Origin of the sequence: Frigoribacterium sp. CFBP9029, from assembly GCF_034045305.1 — a bacterium.
In the GTDB taxonomy this organism is placed as follows: Bacteria; Actinomycetota; Actinomycetes; order Actinomycetales; family Microbacteriaceae; genus Frigoribacterium.
Genome location: NZ_JAXCWB010000002.1, coordinates 394,678 through 419,816, shown reverse-complemented (window position 1 = coordinate 419,816; position 25,139 = coordinate 394,678). Strand labels below are relative to the sequence as shown.

The following is a 25,139-nucleotide window of genomic DNA, read 5'->3' as shown; positions in this document are numbered from 1 at the left end:
TGTCGAACCGCTCCTGGCGAGCAGCTCGCTTCGGGCGGCTCGCCGGACGGGTGCGTGTGCCCATCGTCACGCGCCGACATCTGCAGGATCGCCGGAGGCGCGTGGTGCAGTCTCGGGGGATGACCGCTTCCGCAGACGTCGCCGACCCGACGCCCGTCGTCCACATCCTGCACGACAACGCCGAGTGGCTCCCTCCGCTCGTCGCCGCCCTCGACGCGGCGGGGGTGCCGCATCGCGAGCACCTGCTCGACGGGAGCTCGTTCGATCTGTCCGCCGAGCCTCCTGCCGGGGTGTTCTGGTCGCGCCTCAGCGGGTCCGCCCACACGCGGGGCCGGGCGACGGCCAAGGAGGTGGCCCGGGCGACGCTCCGCTGGGCCGAGCGCCACGGACGCCGCACGATCAACGGCAGCGGCGTCGTCGAGCTCGAGGTGAGCAAGGTCGCGCAGTACCTGGCGCTCGGGCAGGCCGGTTTCGACGTTCCGGCCACCACCGCCGTGTTCGGCACCGCCGACCTCAAGGCCCGGGCGCGCGAGCAGAAGCTGCCGTTCATCACCAAGCACAACCAGGGCGGCAAGGGTCTCGGGGTGCGTCGCTTCGACGACCTCGAGTCGTTCGACGCCTACGTCGACGGCCCCGACTTCGAGGTGCCGGTCGACGGGATCACGCTGCTGCAGGAGTTCCTGGAGGCCGAGGAGCCCTTCAACACCCGCGTCGAGTTCGTCGGCGGGCGCTTCGTCTACGCCGTGCGGGTCGACACCTCGGCGGGCAGCTTCGAGCTGTGCCCCGCCGACGCGTGCGTCGTGCCCGACGGCGCCGACCCCGCCACGTTCGCACCCTTCGCCGTCCGATCGTCGGTGACCGCGTCGCACCCTCTCGTGCAGCGGCTCGAGGCCTTCCTGGACCAGCACGGCATCGAGGTCGCGGGGATCGAGTTCATCGAGACCGCCGACGGCCGCGTCGTGCCGTACGACGTCAACACGAACACCAACTACAACCCCGACGTCGAGCGGTCGTCGAGCGTGTCGGCCGCGGCGACGCTCGCCGGTTGGCTCGGCTGGGTGCTCTCGAGCGAGGGGTAGCGCGCGCCGGTCCCCCTTCGGAGGCGTGCGCCCGGGCCGAGGAGGCGCGGGGCCGGGGAGTCGAGGAGGCGCGGGCCGGGGAGGCGCGGGTCGACGATCGATGTCGGGGGTCGGCGTTAGCGTGTGCAGCACGGGCCGACGACCGTGCGGACCGTGAATCGAAAGGCGACGCCATCTACCTCGACGACGACACCGTGGTCACGAGCCCGTCCGACCTCAGCACGTGGGCCGCGTGCGAGTGGGCGTTCCTCCGACGCCTCGACGCCAGGCTCGGGCGCATCCCGGCGGTGCCCGAGGTGGCCGACGCCATGCTCGACCGCACTGCCCGTCTGGGCGACGACCACGAGATCCGGTTCCTCGAACGGCTGCGCGAGACGCACCGGGTCGTCGAGTTCGAGCGCCCCGAGCGCGCGGGGTACCCGGCAGCAGCGGCGGCCGCCGAGCAGGCCATGCGCGACGGCGTGCCGGTGCTCTATCAGGCGACGTTCTTCGACGGCTCGTTCATCGGCTTCTCCGACTTCCTGCTCCGCACCGACGACGGCGCGTACGAGGTCTACGACACCAAGCTCGCCCGACACGCCAAGATCCCCGCCCTCCTGCAGCTGGCCGCCTACGCCGAGCAGATCGCCGCGCTCGGTCTGCCCGTCGGGCCGCAGGTGCACCTCGTGCTCGGCGACGGCACGACCTCCAGTCACGCTCTCGCCGACATCGCACCGGTGTACCGCGCGCAGCGCGACCGGCTGAGGTCGGTCGTCGACCGGCGGCTGCACGCCGACGCCCCGCTGGCCTGGGGCGCCCCCGGGGTCGTCGCCTGCGGCCGCTGCGGACAGTGTTCGGTGCAGGTCGACGAGCACCGAGACCTCGTGCTCGTCGCCGGGCTCAGTCTCGGTCAGCGGTCGGCGTTGCTCGCGGCGGGCATCGCGAGCATCGACGACCTGGCTGCGAGCACCGGGCCCGTCGCCGGCGTGGGCGGTGCCGCCCTCGCGCGCCTCCGCGGTCAGGCCCGGCTCCAGATCGACAGCGCCGGGGCGCCCCTCCCCGAGGTCCGCCTGATCGACCCGGGTGCGCTGGCGGCCATCCCCGCACCTGACCCCGGCGACATCTTCTTCGACTTCGAGGGCGACCCGCTCTACACCGAGGGCGACTCGTCGGTGTGGGGGCTCGACTACCTGTTCGGGCTGGTCGACGACCGGTCGCGCTTCACGGCGTTCTGGGCGCACGACCTCCGACAAGAGCGCCGTGCTCTGATCGACTTCCTCGCGTTCGTCCGCGAGCGGCGGGCGGCCCACCCGGGCATGCACATCTACCACTACGCGTCGTACGAGCGCAGTCACCTGCTGTCGCTCGCCGCCCGGCACGGCGTCGGAGAAGACGACGTCGACGATCTGCTGAGGGCGGGGGTGCTGGTCGACCTGTACCCGATTGTCCGGAAGGCGCTGCTCGTGGGGTCGCGCAGCTACTCGATCAAGAAGCTCGAGCCGCTCTACATGGGCGCCGAGCACCGCGACGGCGACGGGGTGGTCTCGGCCGTCGACAGCATCGGCGCGTACGTCGAGGCGGCGGCCGCCCTCCGTGCCGGAGACCCCACCGGTCAGACGCGCCTCGACCAGGTCGCCGACTACAACGAGTACGACTGCCGATCGACGCTCCGTCTGCGCGACTGGCTGCTGACGATGCTCCCCGCCGACACCGTCAGCGACGACACCGTGGCGCTCGTCGACGACGAGCGAGTCCGGGCCGAGCCGGACCCCGTCTTCGTCGAGCTCACGGCGCAGCTGGCCGACGTCGATCCCCTCGACCGCACGCCCGATCAGACCGCCCTCGCCCTGGCGGCCGCGGCCATCGACTACCACCGCCGCGAGGCCAAGACCTTCTGGCAAGAGCACTTCGATCGTCTGCGCGAACCGCTCGACGAGTGGGCAGACACCCGCGACGTGTTCGTCGTCGAGCACGCCGAGGTCGTCCGCGACTGGGGGAAGCCGCCGCGCAAGCGGACCCTCTCGAGAGACCTCCGCCTCGTCGGGTCGCTCGCCCCGGGCAGTCGGTCGCCTCTGGGGTCCACGCCCATGGCCGTCTACGACGCGCCTCTGCCTCCCTCGGCGAATCGGGCGGGCCCGGGCTCCCGAGGCTGGGCCGCCCGGGCGACGGTCGTCGACGCCGACCCGGGCGCCGACGACGTCGTGCTGCTCGTCACCGAGACCGTCCCCACGGGTGCCGAGCCCCACGGGTCGTTCCCGGTGGCGCTGACCCCCGCCGCACCTCCTCGGGCGGCCCCGCAACCGGAGGCCATCTCGGAGTGGGGGCGCCGGGTGCTCGACGACCTCCCGGGGTTCGTGCCCGACGCCGCGCTCGATCTGCTGCGCCGCGTGCCGCCCCGCGGCGGCGTCCGACCCGTCGCGGGCGACGACACGGTCGGGGCCGTGATGGGGACCCTGCTCGACCTCGACCGGTCGTATCTGGCCGTGCAGGGCCCTCCGGGCACCGGAAAGACCTACGTGGGCTCGACCGTCGTCGCCCGCCTCGTCCGCGAGCACGGCTGGCGGGTCGGCGTCGTGGGGCAGTCGCACGCCGTGGTCGAGAACTTCCTGGCGGCCGTCGTCGGCAAGGGCGTCGACCCCGAGCGGGTCGTCAAGGTGCCGAAGAAGGGCACCAGCCCGGAGGCCCTCGAGGCCTCGGCGTGGACGCCCGTCGCGAACGGCGCGGGTCTCGCCGCGTTCCTGTCCGGGCCGGGTGAGACCGGGGGCGTCGTCGGCGGCACCGCCTGGACCTTCGCCAACGCCGATCACATCGCGCGAGGCTCGCTCGACCTCCTGGTCGTCGACGAGGCCGGGCAGTTCTCGCTGGCCCCCACGATCGCGTCGTCGCTGGCGGCCCAGCGTCTGCTGCTGCTCGGCGACCCGCAGCAGCTGCCGCAGGTCAGCCAGGGCTCGCACCCCGAACCCGTCGACCAGTCCGCGCTCGGCTGGCTCGCCGACGGACACGACGTGCTCCCGGCCGAGCTCGGATACTTCCTGTCGCGCACCTACCGCATGCACCCGGCGCTCACGGCCCCGGTCTCACGGCTGTCGTACGACGGCGCCCTCGAGTCGAGGGCGCCCGAGCGGCGGCTCGAGGGCATCGCGCCCGGTCTGCACGTCGAGCCGGTCGCCCATCAGGGCAACACGACCTCGTCCGCCGAGGAGGCCGAGCGCGTCGTCGCGATCGCCACCGACATGGTGGGGCGCACCTGGACGGACGGCGACTCGACACGACTGCTGAAGGCTGCGGACGTCATCGTCGTCGCCCCGTACAACGCGCAGGGGGCGCTGATACGCGACGCTCTCGACCGGGCCGGGCTCGCCGAGACCACCGTCGGCACGGTCGACCTCTTCCAAGGGCGTGAAGCCGTCGTGGCGATCCTCTCGCTGGCGGCGTCGTCGGCGGCCGAGATCCCGCGCGGAATCGACTTCCTGCTCATGCCGAACCGGCTCAACGTCGGCATCTCGCGCGCGCAGTGGGCGGCGTACCTCGTGCACTCGCCGGCCCTGGCCGCGTCGATGCCGACGTCGATCGCCGGGTTGGGGCTGCTGTCGCGGTTCATCGACCTCGTCGCGCCTGGGTCTGCGTCTGCACCCGAGCCTGGGCCCGGGCCCGGGACAGCACGTCCCGACATCGGATCGTCACCGTCTTGAGCTGGTGCGATCCGAGGCCACCGGCGCCGTCCCTCCCCAGCCGTGCGGTGCGTCCTGGCGCCCGGGTGCTGCGCCGCGCCTCCTCGGCTTCGCCCTAGGCTCGACGTATGGGGCTCTTCTCGCGCAAGAAAAACACACCCGCCGACGACACCACGACCGATCGGACCACGTCCGACCCCGCCGACGGGGTGAAGGTCGACACCGCAGACGACTCCGCACCGCAGGTGGCCCCGGCGCAGGCGCCGCCCGTCGTGAGGATCACGCGCGCTGCGCCGACCAACTCGACCGGGGCGGACCCGTCGGCCGTCCCGACCGGTGCCTCGGCCGGCACCTCGGTGCCCCCGCTGCGTGCCGCCGCGCCCGTCGTGCACACCGCGCTGCAGGAGGCGCTGACCGGCTGGAGCAAGGCCAAGAACGTCCAGACGATGTACTCCGTCGTCAAGGAGCTCGCGGCGGGCGACCTGCTGCTCGACATCGGATCGTCGACGATGGCCGACCCGAAGGTCGGACCGCAGAAGGGCGACACGATCTCGATCGCCCACCAGGTCGACAACGCCGGCAAGAAGGTGCTCCTCGCCTTCACCAGCGGCGACAGGCTCGGCTTCTACCGCAAGACCAGCGACCCCGTGTCGCTCGTCGAGGCGGCACCCGACGTCGTCGCGATGGCCGTGTCGAAGTACGACGGACTCGTGCTCGACCCCGGATCGCCCGAGACGCAGTGGATCGGCTACACCGACGAGCTCGTGCGCGGGCTCACCGAGAACCCGGCCGAGAACAGGGCCGTCAAGCAGGCCATGGCCGAGAAACGGATCGCCTGGCCGGCCATGCTCGAACTCGTCCGGGCGGCTCCGGCGCTGTACATCGCGTCCGTCGCGCATCGCGACGAGAGCGGCGAGATCACGTCGATGGGTGTCGCGACCGTCACATCGCACGAGGGTCAGACCTTCTCGGTGCTGCTGACGTCACCGGCCGAGGTGGGCGCCTGGGCCCCGAGCGCGGATTCGAACGCGACCCGCTTCGATGCCGTGGCACGCGTCGCACTCGACCAGGGGCATGCGGGCATCGTCGTGAACCCCGCCGGGTCGATGCTGACGATCACGGCCGACGAGCTGCGCGCACTCGTCGACTGACCGCGGCGCCGGGCACCCGAACTCGAGCGGGGCCCGCCAGGGTGGGCGGTTATTGCCCTTCGGCGGTGAGTGAGGGGCGTCTTCTGCGCACCGTCGAAGCGGGGCTCGCAAGGGTGGGCGCTAAGTGCCCTTCGGCGCTGGGTAGGGGGCGTCTTCTGCCCACCGTTGAAGCCGGAGCCGGAGCCGGGGCCGAAGCCGGTGCCGGCGGCGGGCCCGCGATGGTGGGCGGTTAGTGCCCTTCGGCGCTGGGTAAGGGGCGTCTTCTGCCCACCGTTGAAGCGGGGCGCGCGAGGGTGGTCGGTTGATGCCCTTCCCTGGTGAGCGTGGGGCGTTTTCTGCCCACCGTCGGAGCGGAAGCGGAAGCGGGAGCGGGAGCGGAGTGGTAGCGGGAGCCGGGGCGCCGGCGGGTGGGCGCTAGCGCCCGGGCGCGGGCGACGCGGCGAGGGCCACGGCGGACACCACCGTCAGCGTCAGCGCCCCGATGTTCAGGGGCACCAGTGGCCCGGCGAACGCGTTCACCAACCCGATCGACGTTCCGAGACCGACCACGAGCTGCCCGACGAGCAGCAGCGCCGTTCCGAAGGCCGAACCGAGCAGCGCCACGCGGGCCAGATCGTGCGCCCGCTGCCGCGCAGCCGCACTGTCGCCGCCGCCGTCCGACGCCGCCGAGTTCGTGGCTCGCGTCCGCAAGAACAGAACCAACGCCACGAGGCCCAGCAGCAGCGGGATGAGGCAGCCGATCGTCAGCGCGGTCTGCACGACGCCGAAGAGGGCGTCGGTGCCGGTGGCGGGATTCATGCGGGGCTCCTCGGCGGGGGAAAAGCCGAAGGCGGACCCGAACGGGCCCGCCTTCGGAGGGTGTCGCTAGTAGCGGGGCTTGCGGGGCGGGCGATCCCCGCCGTACGAGCCGGAGGAGCGGTCGCCACGGTCGTCACGACGAGCACCGCCACCGGCGGCGCCGCCGCCACGGCGGTCCTGCTTGATCTCGATCAGCTTGCCGCTGATGCGTGTGTCGCTGAGTCGGTCGAGCATGTCGCTGCTGACGTCGGAGGCCAGCTCGACGATCGAGAAGTCGGGGCGGATCGCGATCGCGCCGAAGTCGTCTCGGCTGAGACCGCCCTCGTTGGCGAGCGCACCGACGATCTGACGGGGCTCGACACGGTGACGACGACCGACCTCGATGCGGTACGAGGTCATCGGCTTCGACGTGCGGGGGCCGCGGTCGCGACGCTCGCCTCGGTCGTCGCCCTGACCGGCCCGCGGAGCCCGGTCGTCGCGCTCGCGCAGCGGACGCTCGTCGCGCTGCGGACGCTCGTCTTTCGGGTCGAGCAGCAGCGGCGTCTCTCCCTGCGCCACGACCGCGAGGGCCGCGGCCACATCGGCCTCGGGCACGTCGTGGTGCTCGACGTAGTGCGCGATGATGTCGCGGAAGGCCGAGATGCGGGCCTCCTGCGACAGCGCCTCGGTGATCGCGTCGTCGAAGCGCGTGAGGCGCGTGCTGTTGACGTCGTCGACCGACGGCAGCTGCATCTGCGTGAGGGGCTGACGCGTCGCCTTCTCGATGGCGCCGAGCAGGCGGCGCTCACGCGGGGTGACGAAGCTGATCGCCGCGCCGCTGCGACCGGCACGGCCGGTGCGGCCGATGCGGTGCACGTACGACTCGGTGTCGATCGGGATGTCGTAGTTGACGACGTGGCTGATGCGGTCGACGTCGAGACCACGGGCCGCGACGTCGGTCGCGACCAGGATGTCGAGCTTGCCGCTCTTCAGCTGGTTGACGGTGCGCTCGCGCTGGGCCTGGGCCACGTCGCCGCTGATCGCCGCCGCCGAGTAGCCGCGCGCACGGAGCTTCTCGGCGAGGGTCTCGGTCTCGCTCTTGGTGCGGACGAAGATGATCATGCCCTCGAAGTTCTCGACCTCGAGGATGCGCGTCAGGGCGTCGACCTTCTGCGGGTACGACACCATCAGGTAGCGCTGCGTCGTGTTGACCGACGTCGTGGTCTTCGCCTTGACGGTGATCTCTTCGGCGTCGTTCAGGTACTGCTTCGAGATGCGACGGATCTGCGGCGGCATGGTGGCCGAGAAGAGCGCGACCTGCTTGTCGTCGGGGGTGTCGGCGAGGATCGTCTCGACGTCTTCGGCGAAGCCCATCTTGAGCATCTCGTCGGCCTCGTCGAGCACGAGGTACTTGAGCTCGGAGAGGTCGAGGGTGCCCTTCGCGAGGTGGTCCATGATGCGACCGGGCGTGCCGACGACCACGTGGACGCCGCGGCGCAGAGCGCTCAGCTGCACGCCGTAGGCCTGACCTCCGTAGACGGGCAGCACGTGGACGCCGCGCATGCCGGAGGCGAACTGCTCGAACGCCTCGCAGACCTGGAGGGCGAGCTCGCGGGTGGGCGACAGGACCAGCGCCTGCGGCTTCTTCGCGCTCACGTCGAGGCGCGACAGGATCGGCAGCGCGAAGGCGGCCGTCTTGCCGGTGCCCGTCTGCGCCAGGCCGACGACGTCGCGACCGGCGAGGAGGGTGGGGATCGTGGCGGACTGGATGGCCGAGGGGGTCTCGTACCCGATGTCCTTGATGGCCTTGAGGACCTGATCGCTCAAGCCCAGATCGGCGAACGTCGAGGGTGTTTCGGCTTGCTCCGTGGCGTCGCTCGGGGCTTGTTCGGTGGTGTCACTCATAGTGCAACGGTAGCCGGTCTCGGGGCCTGTGCCGTGCTGACATGGCGAGGAGCCCCGATCGGACGACCCGCGCCTCCTTCGCGGCCCGCCCGCGCCTCCTGCTCAATCGGCCCGGGGCGCCTCGGCGTCGTGCGCGACGACGATGTTGATCGGCGTCGTGTCGCTGTGCAGCGACTGCACGTAGACCTTCTTGCGGCGGCGCAGCCAGCGACGCGCGCCGGGGGTGGCGAGCAGGTTGCCGAGCACGAGTCCGGCGCCGATCGCGAGCGTCGTCAGCATGGAGAAGACGAAGTCGACCTCGGCCCCCTCCGTGCCCGACATGAAGTTGAGCAGCGCCGACGCGACCGCCAGCGACGGCAGCAGGGACCCGCAGAACGCCGGCACCGCGATGACCGTCGCGGCCGTGCGGAGTCGCGCCGCGGCCACCGTCGACAGCGCGCCGAGCAGGATCGCCGCGAGGAACGTCGCACCCATCAGGGGCACTCCGAGCAGTCGCAGGGTGAAGAGCGAGAGGTTGCCGACGAGCGCGACGCCGATCGTGATCGGGATCATCCGCGCGCTCGACCCCTGGGCCACGGCGTTCGCCGACGCCGCCGCGAAGCTGGAGCACAGCGACAGCCACAGGGGCAGCGCCTGCAGCGTGATGTTCGTCGGATCGACCTCGAAGTCGACGAACCCGGCCGTGACGGCGATGCCGGCGGGGATGCCGCAGACGATGCCCGCCACGATCAGGCCGATCACCAGGGCCCGGCCGAGGGCCATCGCCCGGAACCCCGAGATGGCGTCCTGCGCCCAGGTGACGATGGTGGGGTGCGGGAGCGTCAGGACGACCACCGCCGCGACCATCGCCGCCGCGCCTCCGGCCGACAGGAGATCGAGCGAGATCCCCACGGTGCCGAGGGCCGCCGTGGCGCCCGCCTGCAGACCGACGACGAAGAACTGGGGGATGCCGCGGGCCGCGAGCCCCCGCCCGGTCGCCATCACCCCGATCATCAGGACGAACGCCCCGACGGCCGCCTGCCAGGTGCCGCCGGCCTGCAGCGTGACCGAGACGCCGAGCATGCCCATCGCCAGATCGGTGATCCACGACGGCCAGCGCGGGGGAGAGCGCAGCACGTCGACGAGACCGGCCACGGCCGTGGTCATGTCGCGGTCGTCGTGCAGCAGGTCGTCGACGATCTGGTAGACGAGCGACAGCCGGTGCAGGTTCGAGCCCTCGGCGTAGACGACCCGGGTCTTGATCAGCGGCGGGCCCTCGACGGGCGCGTACTGGACGGTGATCGCCGTGCCGGTGATGTCGAGCTCGAGCGGGGCGAGGTTCCACTTCGTGCTGACCGCGACGATCGCGACCTCGGTGCTGCGGACGTCGGCCCCTGACGCGAGCATCACGTCGCCGAGGTCGAGGCAGAAGTCGACGATCTGACGCGGCGAGTAGAGGTCGCCGCCGATGCCGTGCTCGGGCGTCGTGCCCTCGTAGATCGTGCCGCGGAGGCGGGCGCGGACGTCGCGCATCTCCTGCGGGTTGACGTTGCGGGCCCTGACCCGCGCGGGCTTCGCCGGCGGGCGGGGCGGGCGGGCAGGGCGATCGCGTCGGCCGGGTCGCTGGGGATCGCTCACGGTCGAGCTCCGATCGGTCACGTCGGGGTGGTGCGGGGTCACGGGAGATGGCCCTCGGGTCGGGCCCCGCTCGACACGGCTGGCGCGGTCGCGGCGGGGCCTGCTCGGCGGGCTGCGTCGAGTCTAGGAGGCGCGGTGGTCGTCGTCAGGACGGCGGCCGTCGGCGTGCCGGTCGCCTCGCCGAGCGCCCTGACCCCTCTGCCCGGCGTCGTCGCGACCCGTGCCGGCGACCAGGTCGTCGAAGGCGTCGTCGAACGCGGCGTTGTCGCGGTCCGCGATCGCGTCGGAGCCGGGGGACCGGTCACCGGCGCCCGGTGCGGTCGCGTCGCCGGCGCCCGCTCCGTCGTCGGGTGCCGTCTCAGCGTCGGATGCGCTCTCCGCGTCGGGCGCGTTCTCCACGTCGGGCGCGTTCTCCACGTCGGGCTGCGTCTGCGCGAGCACGGCCTCGGCGGCCGAGCCGAGCACGACGCCGGTGTCGACGCCCTTCGTGTGCGCGAGCGCCTCCGAGAGCCCGGCGGCGAGACTGCCGCCGGCGGCGCCGAGAGTCGCGACGACGTCCTCCTGGCGCGGGGTGAGGGGAGCGTCCGAGAGGCCGGTGACGACCTCGCGGAGGTTGTCCTCGCTCGCGTCCAGCGCCTCCTCGTCGCCCTGCGTGATGGCCGAGGCCTGCGACACGATCGCGAGAGCGAGGGCGGCGGCCTCCTGCTCGGGGGTCGAAGGGGGCCGGTCGGTCGAGTCGTCGCCGCTGATCTGATCCATCGCTCGACCGTACGCGGTGGACACCGGGAGCGGTCGCGGTCGTCCGCCGCGCGAACGGACGAGGGGACGCCCGGGAATAGAAGGAGGCGCGCTCGGCTTCTCTCCCGGATGAGCGACGACCGCACCCCGCAGACCGACCGCCCGCATGCCGACCCCGCGACGAGCGACATCCGCGACCCCGAGACGGGCGCCCCCGAGAGCATCACCCTCGAGTCCGTCGAGTCCGTCGAGCCCCGGCACGACGCCACCGCACCGGGCGCCCGCCCCGGCACCGCACTCGTGGTGGGCGCGAGTGGCATCACGGGCACCGCGCTCGTCGAGCAGCTGACCCGCGACGGATGGGACGTGCTCGCCCTGTCGCGCCGCGCCTCCTCGGCTCCGGGGGTCACCGGCATCGCCGCCGATCTGCTGAGCGCCGAGAGCCTCGCGACCGCCCTGGCCGACGTGCAGCCCACGCACGTGTTCTTCGCCGCCTGGCAGAAGCGCGACACGGAGGCCGAGAACATCGAGGTGAACGGCGGCATGGTCCGCGATCTGCTCGCCGCCCTCGAGCACGCCCCCGTGCAGCACGTCTCGCTCGTGACCGGTCTGAAGCACTACCTCGGCCCGTTCGAGGCGTACGGCAAGGGCGTCATGCCCGACACGCCGTTCCACGAGGACGAGCCGCGCCTCGACTACCCGAACTTCTACTACGCGCAGGAGGACGAGCTGTTCGCCGCCGCCGAGCGTCAGGGCTTCACCTGGTCGGTGCACCGCTCGCACACCGTGATCGGGTTCGCCGTCGGCAACGCCATGAACATGGGGCTGACCATCGCCGTGCAGGCGGCGCTGACGAAGCGCCTCGGCCTGCCGTTCGCGTTCCCGGGCAGCGAGACGCAGTGGAACTCGCTCGTCGACATGACCGACGCGGGCGTGCTCGCCGAGCAGATGATCTGGGCCGCGACCGACCCCGCGGGCGGCGACGAGGCGTTCAACATCGTGAACGGCGACGTCTTCCGCTGGCGCTGGATGTGGCCCCGCCTCGCCGCGCACCTCGGCATCGACCCCGCCCTCGTCGAGGGGTTCGAGGGCGCGCCGCGACCGCTGGAGGAGCAGATGGTCGGGCTCGAGCAGGACTGGCGCGAGCTCGTCGCCGAACACGACCTCGTCGAACCCGAGCTGGCGCGCGTCGCCTCGTGGTGGCACACCGACGCCGACCTCGGCCGCGACCTCGAGGTCGTCGCCGACATGGGCAAGGCGCGCGACGCCGGCTTCTCGCGCTACCGCCGCACCGAGCAGGCGTTCGTCGACCTGTTCGAGCGGTACCGGGCGGCTCGCCTCATCCCGTGACCGTCGAGGTGACCCGGATGGTGCGGTAGCGGCCTGTGGCGGCGCCCATCGGGTCACTTCGACGGGCGGTGGGCGCGGTGCGCGGGGCGCAGCGCGAGGGGCTCGGGGCGCAGCGCGCGGCGCGGTGGCCGCGATGCGCGCGCTCAGGGGATCGACAGGACCGAGGAGGCGCGGCGTCGGTACGGTCGGCGGAAGCGACCCACCCGAGACGGAGCCGACATGACCCGCCCGACCCGCGCCTCCTGCGCCTGCCCCCGTCGCGCCGCGCGCGACACCGCGACCCGATGAGGGTCACCGACACGAGCGACCTGTGGTGGAAGACCGCCGTCTTCTACAACCTCGACGTCGAGACGTACCTCGACTGGAACGACGACGGCGTCGGCGACCTCGAGGGGCTGGCGCACCGCCTCGACCACCTCGCCGAGCTGGGCGTCACCTGCCTCTGGCTGGCGCCGTTCTACCCGTCGCCGCAGCGCGACAACGGGTACGACATCTCCGACTACTTCGGCGTCGACCCGCGCTACGGGCACCTCGGCGACTTCGTCGAGGTCGTGCGGACGGCGAAGGACCGCGGGATGCGCGTCATCGTCGACCTCGTGGTCAACCACACGAGCGATCAGCACCCGTGGTTCCGCGCGGCGCGCAGCGACCGCGACAGCCGGTACCGCGACTTCTACACCTGGCGCGACGAGGTGCCCGCCGACCAGCCGGCGAACATGTTCCCCGACGTCGAGGACGGCGTCTGGTCGTTCGACGACGAAGCCGGCCAGTACTACCGGCACTCGTTCTACTCGCACCAGCCCGACCTCGCGACCGACCGCCAGGAGGTCCGCGACGAGATCGCCAAGGTGATCGGATTCTGGCTGCAGCTCGGGATCGACGGGTTCCGCGTCGACGCGGTGCCGCACCTGATCGACACCGACGACGGGGCCGAGCACGGGTTCCTGCAGGCGCTCCGCGGGTACGTCGCCCGACGGAGCGGCAGCGGCATGATGCTCGGCGAGGTGAACCTGCCGTACGACGAGATGGTCGCGTTCTTCGGCGAGGACGACGGCGACGAGCTGACGATGCAGTTCGACTTCGTCGCCAACCAGGCGCTGTACCTCTCGCTGGCGCGGCAGGACGCCCGTCCGCTGGCCGCCGCGCTGTCGACCCGTCCGACGCTGGCGCGGGGCAACCAGTGGGGCAACTTCGTGCGCAACCACGACGAGCTGACCCTCGACCAGCTGAGCGACGACGAGCGCGACGAGGTGTTCGAGGCCTTCGCGCCGCTCGAGTCGCAGCGGATCCACGGTCGCGGCATCGTGCGTCGTCTGCCGCCGATGCTCGACGGCGACCCGCGGCGCATCCGCATGGTCTACAGCCTGATGTTCTCGACGCCCGGTGCCCCTGTGCTGTTCTACGGCGAGGAGATCGGCATGGGCGAGAACCCGGCCGTCAGCGGTCGCGGGGCCGTCCGCACGCCGATGCAGTGGACCGACGAGGCGGGCGGGGGCTTCTCGCGCGCCGAGGCCGACGACCTCGTCGCGCCGCTGGCCGTCGAGGGCTGGGCGCCCGAGCACGTGAACGTGTCGCGCCAGCGGCACGAGCCCGACTCGATGCTGCGATTCGTGCAGAGCCTCGTGCGGCACTATCGCGCGTCGCCCGAGATCGGCTGGGGCGAACTGACCCTCCTCGACTCGGGGCACGACTGCGTGCTCGCCCACGCGGTCGTCAGCAGCACGGGGACGCTCGTCGCCGTGCACAACTTCGCACCTGACGGCCGCTCGGTCGATCTCGACCTGAGCGGGCTGCTCGGCCCGGATGCGGGCGAGGCGGGCGCAGTGGGTGAGGCGGCTGGTGCCGCCGCGGGCCACGCCGCGGGTGCCGCCGCGCCTCGCCTCGTCGATCTGCTCGCCGAGCGGTCCGTCCCCGAGGCTCTGGCCGGCGACGCCCACCACCGCATCGAGCTCGAGGGCTACGGGTTCCGGTGGCTGCGCGTGCTGCGGGCGGGCGAGAAGCGACTCGTCTGATCGCGGTTTCACGGCGGGTTCGGCGGGTTCCCGTCCTTCGCGGCGGGTCAGCGCTGACCCGCCCCCGATGACGGGAACCCGCCGAAGGTCGCGTACGCGTGTGTCCAGCCGACCCGCCCGCCCGCCCGCCCGCGCGCCCGCCCGCCTCGTCTGCGGCCATCGAGGCGACCCGAAGGGTGCCGTAGCGGGCTGCCGCGGCTCGCTTCGGGTCACACGGATGCGCGTGGCCGGCTACGCGGGCGGCTCGGCGCGATCGGCCTCGGCGATCGCCTCGCTCGGCACCGGCTTGCCGCGCCGCGACACGAAGGTCACGGCCCAGAGCACGATCCCGATCGCGAGCAGCCCTCCGGCGATCTCGTACTGCTCGGCTCCGCGCCCCGACGACACCGGCAGCACGAGCCACAGGCACGCGACGACGCCCACCACCGGCAGCACGGTGCCCGCCCGGAAGTGCTTCTGCGTGACGCGGTCGCGGCGCAGCACGAGCACCGTGACGTTGACGACCGCGAACACTGCCAGCAGCAGCAGCGACGTCGTGCCGCCGAGCACCGCCACGATGGGCGACTCGGGCGACAGCGACACGTAGCCGATCAGCCCGAGCGCGAGCGCCGTGGTGAAGACGATCGCGGCCCAGGGGGTCTGGCGCTTCGCGTGCACCTTCGACAGGAACCCGGGCAACACGCCCTGGCGGCTCATGCCGTAGAGCAGGCGGCTGGCCATCATCATGTTGATCAGGGCGCTGTTGGCGACGGCGAACATCGAGATGAAGGGCAGCAGCTGACCGATGGGGAAGTCGGGGGCGGCCGTGTTGACGACGGTGACGAGCGGCGTCTCGTTGTCGGCCAGCTCACCGATCGGCACGACCGCGACGGCGCAGATGGCGACCAGCACGTAGATGACGGCGGCGATGCCGAGCCCGGTGAGCATGACCCTCGGGAAGATCCGGCTCGGGTCCTTGGTCTCCTCGGCCATGTTGACGCTGTCCTCGAAGCCGACCATGGCGAAGAACGCGAGCGACGTCGCCGTGCTGATGCTCAGCAGCAGCGACTTGTCGCCCGGCGTCTCGAACAGCACGACCCGCCCCCAATCAGCGTTGCCGCCTGCGATGAACCAGAAGCCGATCATGATCACCATCAGCAGACCGGACAGCTCGACGAGCGTGAGCACGACGTTCGCCTTGACGCTCTCGCTCACGCCTCGGAAGTTGATCGCCATCACCAGCAGCATGAACCCCATCGCGATCGCCATGACGACGCCGTTCGACAGCTCGACGCCGATGCCCGCCGCGAGGTTGGCCGCGAAAGCGCGCGCGGCGGTCGAGGCGCTCGTGATGCCCGAGCACATCACGACGAAGCACACGATGAACGTGACGAAGTGGATGCCGAACGCCTTGTGCACGTAGAGGGCGGCCCCGGCCGTCTGCGGGTACTTCGTCACGAGCTCGAGGTACGAGAACGCGGTCACCAGGGCGACGGCGAACGCGATCAGGAACGGCAGCCAGGCCGCGCCTCCCACCTCCGCGGCGACCTGCCCGGTGAGCGCGTAGACGCCCGTGCCGAGGATGTCGCCCACGATGAACAGCAGCAGCAGCTTGGGGCCGATGGCCCGTTTCAGCTCGGTGGGCGTCTCACCGGTGTCGGTGGTCGGCGGCTTCGTGTTGCTCGACGTGGTCATGGCGACCTCCGGGTGCGTCGGTGGAGCACGGATGTCCACGACATCCTGCCCCCGCTCCGCACCGCCTGTCGACCCCGGAGCCGAGGAGGCGCGGTGCAGCCGAGGAGGCTCGGTGCAGCCGAGGAGGCGCCGCGTGGGTGGATTGCGGAGGCGCGAGCGGGGAGGCGCGTCGCGTCCGAGGAGGCGCGGTGCGAGCAGACGGGGGAGACGCGCGTAGCGTCGACCCTCCGACCGCAGGAGGAACCGCATGACCACGACCGTCCATCTCGAGGTGCACTTCGACGCCGACAAGCTCGACCTCGCCCGCGACATCGTCCGGGAGACGCTCGTCGCGACCCGTGCCTGGCCGGGCTGCCAGGATCTCGTGGTCGTCGTGGACGACGACGACCCGACGCGCGCAATCGTCGTCGAGACCTGGGCGACGGCCGCCGATCACGAGGCGTACGTCGCGTGGCGCGCGACGCCCGAGGGTGCCAACCGCCTGCCCGAGGTGCTCGTCGAGCCGCCGACGACGCGCTCGTTCTCGACGACGATCCCGCTCGACGCGTAACGCCCCCGGGTTCAGGGCCGGTGCCGGGCCTTCAGACCCGGCGCCGGCTCAGACGTCGAGCAGACCGCGGATGTCGTCGGCGGTGAGCGCCGAGCTGAAGACCGCGTCGTCGTCCATGACGGCGTCGAACAACTGGGCCTTCTTCGTCTGCAGCGCCAGCACCTTCTCTTCGATGGTGCCGTTCGCGATCATCCGGTACACCATGACGTTCTTCGTCTGGCCGATGCGGTGCGTCCGGTCGACGGCCTGCGATTCGGCCGCGGGATTCCACCACGGGTCGAGCATGAACACGTAGTCGGCCTCCGTCAGGGTCAGCCCGAACCCGCCGGCCTTCAGGCTGATCAGGAACGCGGGGGCGTCGCCCGTCTTGAAGCGCCGGATCACCTCGGCCCGCCGCCGCGTCGACCCGTCGAGGTACTCGTGGGCGATGCCCCGCTCGTCGAGCCGCGCGGCGACCCGCCCGAGGAACGACGTGAACTGACTGAACACGAGCGCGCGGTGCCCGCCCGCCACGACGTCGTCGAGCTCGTCGATCAGCTGGTCGAGCTTCGCCGACGGGATGTCGGCGTAGGCCTCGTCGAGCAGCGCCGCGTCGAGTGAGAGCATGCGCAGCAGCGTCAGCGATCGGAACACGATGAAGCGGTTGCGGTCGAGGTCGTCGATGAGGTCGAGCAGCTTCAGGCGCTCGCGCTGCAGGAAGGTGTCGTAGAGCTCGCGATGCGCGGGCGCCAGATCGACGCGGAGCACCTGCTCCTGCTTCGCCGGCAGGTCGGCCGCCACCAGCTCTTTCGTGCGGCGGAGGAGGAGCGGGCGGATCCGCCGACGCAGCCGGTCGAGGTGCTCGGGTCGCCCGCCGGCCTCGATCGGCTTGACGTAGCTCTCGGTGAACGCGCTCGCCGTCGAGAGCAGACCCGGGGCGACGATGCGGAACAGCGACCAGAGATCCATCAGGCTGTTCTCGAGAGGGGTGCCCGTGATGGCGATCGCGACCCGGGTGTCGAGCTCGACGGCGACGCGGTGCGCCTGCGACGCCCGGTTCTTGACGAACTGGGCCTCGTCGAGCACGAGCGCCGCCCAGGCGTGCGCCTGGTAGGCCGCGGCGTCGAGTCGGAACAGCGCGTACGAGGTGACGACGACGTCGGGCACCGGCCCCGCGCCTCCGTCGAGGGCGGTCGCGAGCGCGCCCCGGCTCTTCCGCTCCGTCTCGGTCACCCCGTGCACGACGAGACCCGGGGCGAACCGGGCCGCTTCGAGCACCCAGTTCGCCACGACCGAGGTCGGCGCCACGACGAGGAACGGCCGCCGCTCGGCAGGGTCCTCCGTCTCGCGCACGTGCGCCATCAGGGTGAGGGTCTGCAGGGTCTTGCCGAGACCCATGTCGTCGGCCAGCACCCCGCCGAGCCCGTGCTCGTAGAGGAACGCCAGCCACTCGAAACCCTCGCGCTGGTACGGGCGCAGGGTCGCGTCGATCGACGCGGGCACCGCCGGGGGAGTCGTGACGAGCCCCGACCCGTCGCCGTCGTTACCGCCATCGCCATCGCCCCGCTGGGCGAGCGCCAGGAGCCCGCCCACGGCCGAGCGCCACCGGTCGGCCTGCACCGTCTCGTCGGCGAGGTCGTCGATCTCGGCCCAGAGACCCGCCTGGTACCGGTTGATGCGCGGCCCGGTCTCCCACTCGTCGAGCGAGGCCGCCTCGTCGAGCAGACGCTTCAGCTCGTCGAAGACGGGCGAGCCGAGCGAGAGGTACGAGCCGTCGACGAGCAGCATCTTGCGCTGCCGCTTGGCGAGCGCCGTGAGGAGCGGCACGAGGGGCAGCGTGCGCCCCTCGACGGTGACCAGCACCCCGAGGTCGAACCAGTCGCGCTTGTCGGTCTCGATCGTCGTCACGGTCAGATGCGGCTCGTCGGTGAGCTCGCGGTAGTCGGGTCGCGTGCCGACGAGGTCGACGACGACGTCGGCTCGGGCTTCGAGCGCCGGCAGCACCTCGGCGGCGAACTCGGCGGCCGCGACCCCGGTGAGAACCGTGTCTCGAGGAGGCGCGGCGAGCTCGTCGAGGTCCGGCACCGGACCGTGGGCGTCGAGGGGCAGCCGTCGGCCGTCGATCGACCAGCCCCACGAGAGCCGCAGCGTGTGCGACCTCTCGAAGCCGACCGTGAGCAGGAGGCTCGGCGGTGCGATCTCGGGCAGCTCGACGGACGAGTCGGAGCTGACCACGTCGACGCTGCGGCGGAGGGCGGGGTAGAAGTCGGCGAGGAACTCGGCGGTCTCGGCGGCCGGCACGAGGATCTCGGGGGTGAGGGTCAGCAGCCGACGCTCGTCGGCGCCGAGCGGCGTGGCCGTCGGAGCCAGCACCACCGACAGTGCCCGCGACGTCTCGGCCGTCCACACCCCGTGGTCGCCGACGACCCCTGCGATCGGCGCGCGACCGGTCGAGCCGTCGATCGAGACGCCAGCCGTTAGCAGCACGGACCCGTCGGCGGCGCGGGTCGCGTCGACGGTCACCTGCGCCTGCTCGCCGATCGTCACATCGGTCGCGCGCTTGCCGGTGACGAAGGCCACCCCCAGCCGCGAGGCCTCGGCGAGCAGCGGCCAGAGCAGCGGGCTGGCGAAGTCGTCGAGGTGCAGCCAGTCGGCGGCGCCGGGCACGTAGGTCGCGACGACCGATCGGTGCAGGGCCGCGAACTGACCGAACCAGGCGTGCTGATCGGGGTCGACGGCGAGACGGTTGAGCTGGTACGGCAGCGACGTCCAGGTCAGGGAGCCTCTGACCCAGTTGCCCGTCGCACTGAGCATGACCGGTCGCACGCCGAGGCGGGGCGGCATCGATCGACCCGTGCCACCCGGCGGGCGTCGGCCGCCCGGTCGTGGGGCGGGAGCCCGGTCGCGCACCTCGAACAGCAGCCCCATGCCGGTCGTCCGAGCCGAGGAGGCGCGGGTCGACCGACCGAGGGAGCCCACGACCGATCGCCAGTCGCCCGGGTCGACAGCACGCGTCGGCGACCCTGCGCTCGACGCCGAGGTGATCTCGCCCAGGGCGGACCCCGCCAGGCCGCCGGGCTGCAGCGCACCCGACGGCAGCGCACCCGACTGCAGCCCGCCGCTCGACGCCCCGCGTCGCTGCAGCAGGGCCGCGGTGTTGCTCTGCAGCAGCACGGCCGCGATGTGCTTGCAGTCGCCGCCGATGGGGCAGCTGCAGGTGCTGCGCAGCGGTCGGCTGTAGTCGCCCCGGCCGGCTCGCACGACGATCTCGCTGAGGTACGGGGTGGCCTCGGTGCCCTGCACGGTGCCGGTGATGCGTTCGTCGGCGGGGTGCCACGACGTCTCGGTGACGGCACCCGTCGCCGCGTACTCCTTCGCCCGGTTGAAGGCCATCGGCCCGACGAGTCGGATGATGTCGACGGCGTCGATCAGCGGCGTGAGAGGGGAGAAGTCGGCCTCGGCCCCGTCGTCGCCCATGCCGTCCGTGTGGTCCATGCCGACCATGATGTCAGCAGCCACCGACGCCGAGAGCGTCGAGGGCGGGCCCTGTGGAGAGCCCGCCCCGAGGGGTCGTGCGCGGCCGCGAGACCGGGACGATCAGGCGGGGACGGCGACCGGCCCGGTCTCCGTCGAGATCCCGGCCCGCGCCTCCTCGTCCGGCGCCTGGGGCGCACGTCGGCGGAACAGCAGCGCGGCGATGACGGCGCCGACCGCGAAGAACGCGGCTCCCCACCAGTACGCGGTCGCGTAGCCCGCGACCGCGGCCTCGGCGGCGACCGCACCCGTCGTCGACGTGCTGTCGATCAGGTAGTTCGCCGTGGCCGTGGCCGCCAGCGTGTTCAGCAGCGCGGTGCCGATCGATCCGCCGACCTGCTGGCTGGTGTTGACCATGGCCGAAGCGACTCCGGCGTGCTCGCGGTCGACTCCGAGGGTCGCGGTCTGGATCGACGCCGGCATGATCGACCCCATGCCGAAGCCGAGCACCATCAGAGCGGGCAGCACGTCGCCGGCGTAGCCGCTGTCGAGATCGAGCCTCGTGAGCAGCAGCATGCCGATCACGCCGAGGGTCATGCCGAACGGCACCATGATCTTCGGACCGAAGCGCGGCACGAAGATGTTGGTCGACAGCTGCGCGGCGAGCACGAGCATGCCGATCATCGGCAGGAACGCGAGACCCGTCTGCGTCGGCGTGTAGCCGAGCGAGGTCTGCAGGTAGTACGTGACGAACAGGAAGATGCCGAACATGCCGGCACCCGCGATGGTGACCGAGCTGTACGCGGCGCCCCGGTTGCGGTCGAGCACGATCGACATCGGCAGCAGCGGGTGCTCGGCACGGCGCTGCCAGAGCACGAAGGCGGTCAGCAGCACGACGGCCGCGACGAGGAACCCCCAGGTCAGAGGTGAGCCCCAGCCTTCGTTCTCGGCGTTCGAGAAGCCGTAGACGAGCGAGAACAGCGCGGCCGAGACGAGCACGGTGCCGGGCACGTCGAGCTTCGGGCGCGGGCCCGTGCGGGTGATGTGCGAGACGAAGACCGCGGCGCCGGCGATGGCCACGACGGCGATGACGACGTTGATGTAGAGGTTCCAGCGCCAGGAGGCGTACTCGGTCAGGAACCCGCCGAGCAGCAGGCCGATCGCCCCGCCGGCGCCGGCGATCGCGCCGAAGACGCCGAACGCGCGGGCGCGCTCCTTCGGCACGGTGAAGGTCGTGGTCAGCACGGCGAGCGCGGTCGGGGCGAGCAGTGCGCCGAACGCGCCCTGCAGCGCTCGCGCGAAGACGAGCAGCCCGAAGCTGTCGGCGGCGCCGCCGAGGGCCGAGGCGAGCGCGAAGCCGATCAGGCCGACGATGAAGGTGCGCTTCCGGCCGATCAGGTCGGAGATGCGGCCGCCGAGCAGCAGCAGGCTGCCGAAGGCGAGCGAGTAGGCGGTGATGATCCACTGCCGGTCGCCGTCCGAGAAGCCGAGGTCGGCCTGGGCGGCGGGCAGCGCGATGTTGACGACGGTCGAGTCGAGCACGACCATCAGCTGAGCGAGGGCGACGGTGGTGAGGGTCCACCAGCGGCGGGACGAGGAGGCGCGGGTCGCGTCGCCAGAGAGCGGAGAGGTCCGAGACATGGGCGCGAGCATATACGAGTCCCGCCGGTTTCGGATATGCCCGGTCTCGCAAATCCCCGAGGTAGAGTCACCGGCATGACCGATGCACCGACGCCCGGCCGCCCGGGGCGGAAGCGCGATCACAGCCGCGACCCCGAGATCCTCCGCTGCACCATCGACGTGCTGGCCGAGACGGGCTTCGAGGGCATGACCATCGAGATGGTCGCCGCCCGCGCCAAGGCCGGCAAGGCGACGCTCTACCGCCGGTGGGCGTCGAAGGGCGAGCTCGTCGTCGACGCGGTCGCCTGCCTGAAGCAGGGCGCGGTCGATCTCGACGACCTGCCCGACACCGGCACCCTCCGCGGCGACCTCGTCGCGATGATCAAGCCGCAGAGCATCGACGAGGCCGAGAAGAAGATGCGGGTGATGGCCGGGGTCGTCACGATGCTCTCGACCACGCCCGAGCTGGCCGACGCCGTCGACAGCGCCATCGTGCAGCCGCGGGCCCAGGCCAATCGACTGCTCATGCGCCGCGCCCTCGAGCGCGGCGAGATCGACCCCGGCACCGACATCGAGTCGCTCGCGCTCGTCACGCCGTCGATGGTCTCGTACCGGGTGCTCGTGCTCCGCAGGCCCGTCGACCGCGACTTCCTGATCTCGCTGATCGACGGCGTGCTGCTCCCCGCCGCCGGAGTGCGGCAGCCCGCCGACGCCTGACCGCGGGCGCGCCGGCACCGCGCCTCCTCGGCACCGCGCCTCCTCGGCACCGCGCCTCCTCGGCACCGCGCCTCCTCAACTTCTTGTGAATTCCTCACGTAACCCGCCCCAACGGTGTCCCTGAGCCCTAGGGTCGGGCCATGACTGCGGAGTTGACGCTCGGGGCCGAAGAAGAGCTCCATCTGATCGACGTCGCCACGGGGCGGTTGTCGACGAGGGCGCCGCACCTGCTCAGCCGCCTGCCCGCCGACCGGTTCGGCGCCGAGCTGCAGCGCTCGACCATCGAGACGAACGTGCCCGTGGTGCGGACGCTGAGCGACCTCCGTCGCGAGATCGTCGAGCTGCGGCGCGAGGTCGCCGAGGTCACCGCCGCCGAGGGTCTCGCCGTCGCCGCCGTCGGCACGGCGCCCCGGTCGGAGTTCGCCGACTTCGAGCTGACCCCCACCGGGCGCTACGGGCGCATGCACGAGCAGTACCGGCTGCTCGTCGACGAGCAGCTGATCTGCGGGCTGCAGATCCACGTGGGGGTCGCCGACCGCGACGTCGCCGTGCGGATCGCCGGTCGCGTGGCCCCCGTGCTGCCCGCCCTCCTGGCGCTGTCGGCGAGCTCGCCGTTCTGGAACGGACAGGACACCGGCTACGCGAGCATCCGATCGATCATCTGGCAGCGCTGGCCGAGCGCCGGCGCCACCGGCCCGATGCGCGACGCCGCCGAGTACGGCCGCCTGCTCGACGACCTCATCGCCTCGGGCGTCATCGCCGACGCGAAGATGGCCTACTTCGACGTGCGGCCGTCCTCGCACGCGCCGACCCTCGAGCTGCGCACCTGCGACGCCTGCCCGCTCGTCGACGACGCCGTGCTGATCGCCGGGCTGTACCGGGCGGCCGTCCGGCACGCCGAGCTGGACGTGCTCGCCGACCGGCCCTACGAGCTCCGCGCCCAGCCGCTGCACCGCGCGGCGATGTGGCAGGCGGCGCGGGCGGGCCTCTCGGGCGAGCTGCTCGACCTCGACGCGCACCCGTCGCGCCTGCCGGCCCGTGACGCCGTCCGCGCGCTCGTCGAGCACCTCCGGCCCCAGCTGGAGGAGCTCGGCGACTACGACGACGTGCGCGACCTCGCCGAGGCCACCCTCGCCCGCGGCAACAGCGCCGACCGGCAACGCGCCGCCTTCGCCGAACGGGGCGAGCTCGACGACGTCGTGGCGCAGGTGCTCGACGAGACCCGGGGCCCCGCCGCCGGGCGCCGCGCCGCCGTGCCGACCCTGACGGGCTACCGGCTCCGGGCCGGAGACGAGGCGATCGGGCCCGGGCTGCAGCCCCGCGCCGCCTACGCCGACATCGCCGCCTTCTTCGTCGACCTCGGCGCGGAGGGCCTCCGCGAGCGCGTCGCCCACCGGGACCGCTGGGCCGAGGAGGCGCGGGTCGGCCCCGTCGTCGACGGTCACGAACGCGAGTTCCGCGGCGACCTCGTGCCCCGCGTCGTCGGCCGGCACGAGTGGGCGCGACTCGAGGCGGGGCTCACCCAGCGCGCCCGGGCCATCGAGGCGTTCCTCCGTGACGCCTACGGCGACCGCCGGGTGGTGGCCGACGGCGTCCTCGCCGAGCACCAGGTGGTCGGCGCCTCGGGCTGGCGCGACGAGGCGACCCGGCTGCCGGCCGACGTCGTGCGCGCGCCCCTCCAGGGCTTCGATCTCGTCCGCACCGAGTTCGGCTCGTGGCGGGTGCTCGAGGACACCGTGCGCTCGCCGGGCGGCGCCGCCTTCTCGCTCGCCGTGCGCGCGATGCTCGACGCGGTCGTGCCCGACGCCCCTCGACCGGCCGGGCTGCTCGACCCGACGACCGTGTTCTCGATGCTGCGACGGACGCTGCTGGCGCACGCCGCGCCTCCTCGGCCCGTCGACGGCGACCTCGCAGGCGACCGGGATGGCGACCTGGGCGGCGACCGCGATGCCGACCGCGGCCGCGACCGCGAGCGCGTCGCGGCGCTGCTCAGCGACGGACCGGGCAGCTCGGGCTGGTACGAGCACCGGGTGCTGGCCGACGGCGCCGGTCTGCTGCTCGTGCGACCGGGCGATCTGATCGTGCGCGACGGGCTCGTCGTCGAGCGGGCGACCGGCACGGTGATCGACGCCCTGTACGTGCGCCTCGACGGCGAGCTGATCGACGCGGCGTCGCCCGACGACGACCGGCTCGGCGAGCACCTGATCGACGCGGCCGCCGGCGGGGGAGTCGTGCTCGCGAACACCCCCGGCACCGGTCTCGCCGACGACAAGTCGATGTACTGCGCCGTGCCCGACCTCATCGCCTACTACCTCGGCGAGAAGCCCCTGCTCGAATCGGTGCCGACCTACCGCCCGGGCGACCCGGCCGAGCGGGTCTCGGTGCTCGAACGGGTCGGCGAGCTCGTCACCAAGCCCGTCGACGGCCGAGGAGGGCACGGGGTGCTGATCGGGCCGTCCGCCTCCGCCGCGGCCGTCGGCGCGCGTCGGGCCGCCATCGCCGCCGACCCCGCGCACTGGGTCGCCCAGGAGGTCGTCCAGCTGTCGTCGCACCCCACCCTCACCGCCACGGGGCTGCAGCCGCGGCACGTCGACCTGCGCTGCTTCGTGCACCTCACCGGGCTCGGCGAGGGCGAGAGCGCGCTCGCCGACCTGGCCCTGACCCGGGTCGCCCCGGAGGGCAGCATGGTGGTGACCGCCGAGCAGGGCGGCGAGCTGAAGGACACCTGGATCGTCGGACCCGAGGAGGCGCGCGAGGGGGATCCCGTCGACGCGCGGTCGTGACGGGGTCCGTCCGTCGCCGCCGACCTGCCAGACTGGGCGCGGACACCCCGCGGGGTGTCGTGC

The 25,139-nt window shown here is 72.4% G+C and carries 15 protein-coding genes; 8 read left to right on the top strand and 7 right to left on the bottom strand.

Features of this window, described 5'->3' with window-relative positions:
• The first annotated feature begins 119 nt into the window (after positions 1 to 119).
• From SOM11_RS04440 to SOM11_RS04430, 3 genes are all read left to right on the top strand, one after another.
• Positions 120 to 1,079, top strand: coding sequence for an alpha-L-glutamate ligase (locus tag SOM11_RS04440; RefSeq protein ID WP_320477291.1), 960 nt, complete (start codon positions 120 to 122; stop codon positions 1,077 to 1,079).
• Positions 1,080 to 1,273: 194 nt separating this feature from the next.
• Positions 1,274 to 4,750, top strand: a complete 3,477-nt coding sequence (locus SOM11_RS04435; protein WP_320477290.1) for a TM0106 family RecB-like putative nuclease — start codon at positions 1,274 to 1,276, stop codon at positions 4,748 to 4,750.
• A gap of 107 nt (positions 4,751 to 4,857) precedes the next feature.
• On the top strand, positions 4,858 to 5,880 hold the full coding sequence (locus SOM11_RS04430) for an SseB family protein (protein WP_320477289.1): 1,023 nt from the start codon (positions 4,858 to 4,860) through the stop codon (positions 5,878 to 5,880).
• A gap of 414 nt (positions 5,881 to 6,294) precedes the next feature.
• Here the strand turns inward: SOM11_RS04430 and SOM11_RS04425 are convergent, their stop codons facing one another.
• The 4 genes from SOM11_RS04425 to SOM11_RS04410 all read right to left on the bottom strand — a co-directional run bounded on the left by SOM11_RS04425 (position 6,295) and on the right by SOM11_RS04410 (position 10,938).
• Complete coding sequence (locus tag SOM11_RS04425; RefSeq protein ID WP_320477288.1) at positions 6,295 to 6,678, bottom strand: hypothetical protein; 384 nt, start codon at positions 6,676 to 6,678, stop codon at positions 6,295 to 6,297.
• Between the two features lie 66 nt (positions 6,679 to 6,744).
• The gene (locus SOM11_RS04420) at positions 6,745 to 8,562 is read right to left on the bottom strand and encodes a DEAD/DEAH box helicase (protein ID WP_320477287.1); all 1,818 of its coding nucleotides are present in this window, start codon (positions 8,560 to 8,562) and stop codon (positions 6,745 to 6,747) included.
• A 102-nt stretch (positions 8,563 to 8,664) separates the two neighbouring features.
• Positions 8,665 to 10,179 carry a threonine/serine ThrE exporter family protein gene (locus SOM11_RS04415; RefSeq protein ID WP_243215490.1) on the bottom strand — a complete coding sequence of 505 codons (1,515 nt, stop codon included), beginning with the start codon at positions 10,177 to 10,179 and terminating at the stop codon, positions 8,665 to 8,667.
• Between the two features lie 123 nt (positions 10,180 to 10,302).
• Positions 10,303 to 10,938: a hypothetical protein gene (locus SOM11_RS04410; RefSeq protein WP_320477286.1), complete on the bottom strand. Its 636-nt coding sequence runs from the start codon at positions 10,936 to 10,938 to the stop codon at positions 10,303 to 10,305.
• Between the two features lie 108 nt (positions 10,939 to 11,046).
• Here SOM11_RS04410 and SOM11_RS04405 point away from each other — a divergent pair, with 108 nt between their 5' ends.
• Both SOM11_RS04405 and SOM11_RS04400 read left to right on the top strand, forming a co-directional pair.
• On the top strand, positions 11,047 to 12,267 hold the full coding sequence (locus SOM11_RS04405) for an SDR family oxidoreductase (protein WP_320477285.1): 1,221 nt from the start codon (positions 11,047 to 11,049) through the stop codon (positions 12,265 to 12,267).
• Positions 12,268 to 12,551: 284 nt separating this feature from the next.
• Positions 12,552 to 14,279, top strand: coding sequence for an alpha-amylase family protein (locus SOM11_RS04400; RefSeq protein WP_320477284.1), 1,728 nt, complete (start codon positions 12,552 to 12,554; stop codon positions 14,277 to 14,279).
• Positions 14,280 to 14,510: 231 nt separating this feature from the next.
• On the opposite strand, the gene SOM11_RS04395 is transcribed toward SOM11_RS04400, so the two are convergent.
• Positions 14,511 to 15,953, bottom strand: coding sequence for an APC family permease (locus tag SOM11_RS04395; RefSeq protein WP_320477352.1), 1,443 nt, complete (start codon positions 15,951 to 15,953; stop codon positions 14,511 to 14,513).
• A 247-nt stretch (positions 15,954 to 16,200) separates the two neighbouring features.
• On the opposite strand from SOM11_RS04395, the gene SOM11_RS04390 reads away from it, so the two are divergent.
• Positions 16,201 to 16,503, top strand: a complete 303-nt coding sequence (locus tag SOM11_RS04390; RefSeq protein WP_192060508.1) for a putative quinol monooxygenase — start codon at positions 16,201 to 16,203, stop codon at positions 16,501 to 16,503.
• Between the two features lie 48 nt (positions 16,504 to 16,551).
• On the opposite strand, the gene SOM11_RS04385 is transcribed toward SOM11_RS04390, so the two are convergent.
• Positions 16,552 to 20,001: a DEAD/DEAH box helicase gene (locus SOM11_RS04385; protein WP_320477283.1), complete on the bottom strand. Its 3,450-nt coding sequence runs from the start codon at positions 19,999 to 20,001 to the stop codon at positions 16,552 to 16,554.
• Positions 20,002 to 20,079: 78 nt separating this feature from the next.
• Positions 20,080 to 21,597 (bottom strand): MFS transporter, encoded by a 1,518-nt coding sequence (locus SOM11_RS04380; RefSeq protein ID WP_320477282.1) that lies wholly within the window; start codon positions 21,595 to 21,597, stop codon positions 20,080 to 20,082.
• Between the two features lie 75 nt (positions 21,598 to 21,672).
• On the opposite strand from SOM11_RS04380, the gene SOM11_RS04375 reads away from it, so the two are divergent.
• Both SOM11_RS04375 and SOM11_RS04370 read left to right on the top strand, forming a co-directional pair.
• Positions 21,673 to 22,293: a TetR/AcrR family transcriptional regulator gene (locus SOM11_RS04375; RefSeq protein ID WP_320477281.1), complete on the top strand. Its 621-nt coding sequence runs from the start codon at positions 21,673 to 21,675 to the stop codon at positions 22,291 to 22,293.
• Between the two features lie 140 nt (positions 22,294 to 22,433).
• A complete protein-coding gene (locus SOM11_RS04370; protein ID WP_320477280.1) occupies positions 22,434 to 25,076 on the top strand; it encodes a carboxylate--amine ligase/circularly permuted type 2 ATP-grasp protein in 2,643 nt (880 codons plus the stop codon).
• The last annotated feature ends 63 nt before the right edge of the window (positions 25,077 to 25,139 follow it).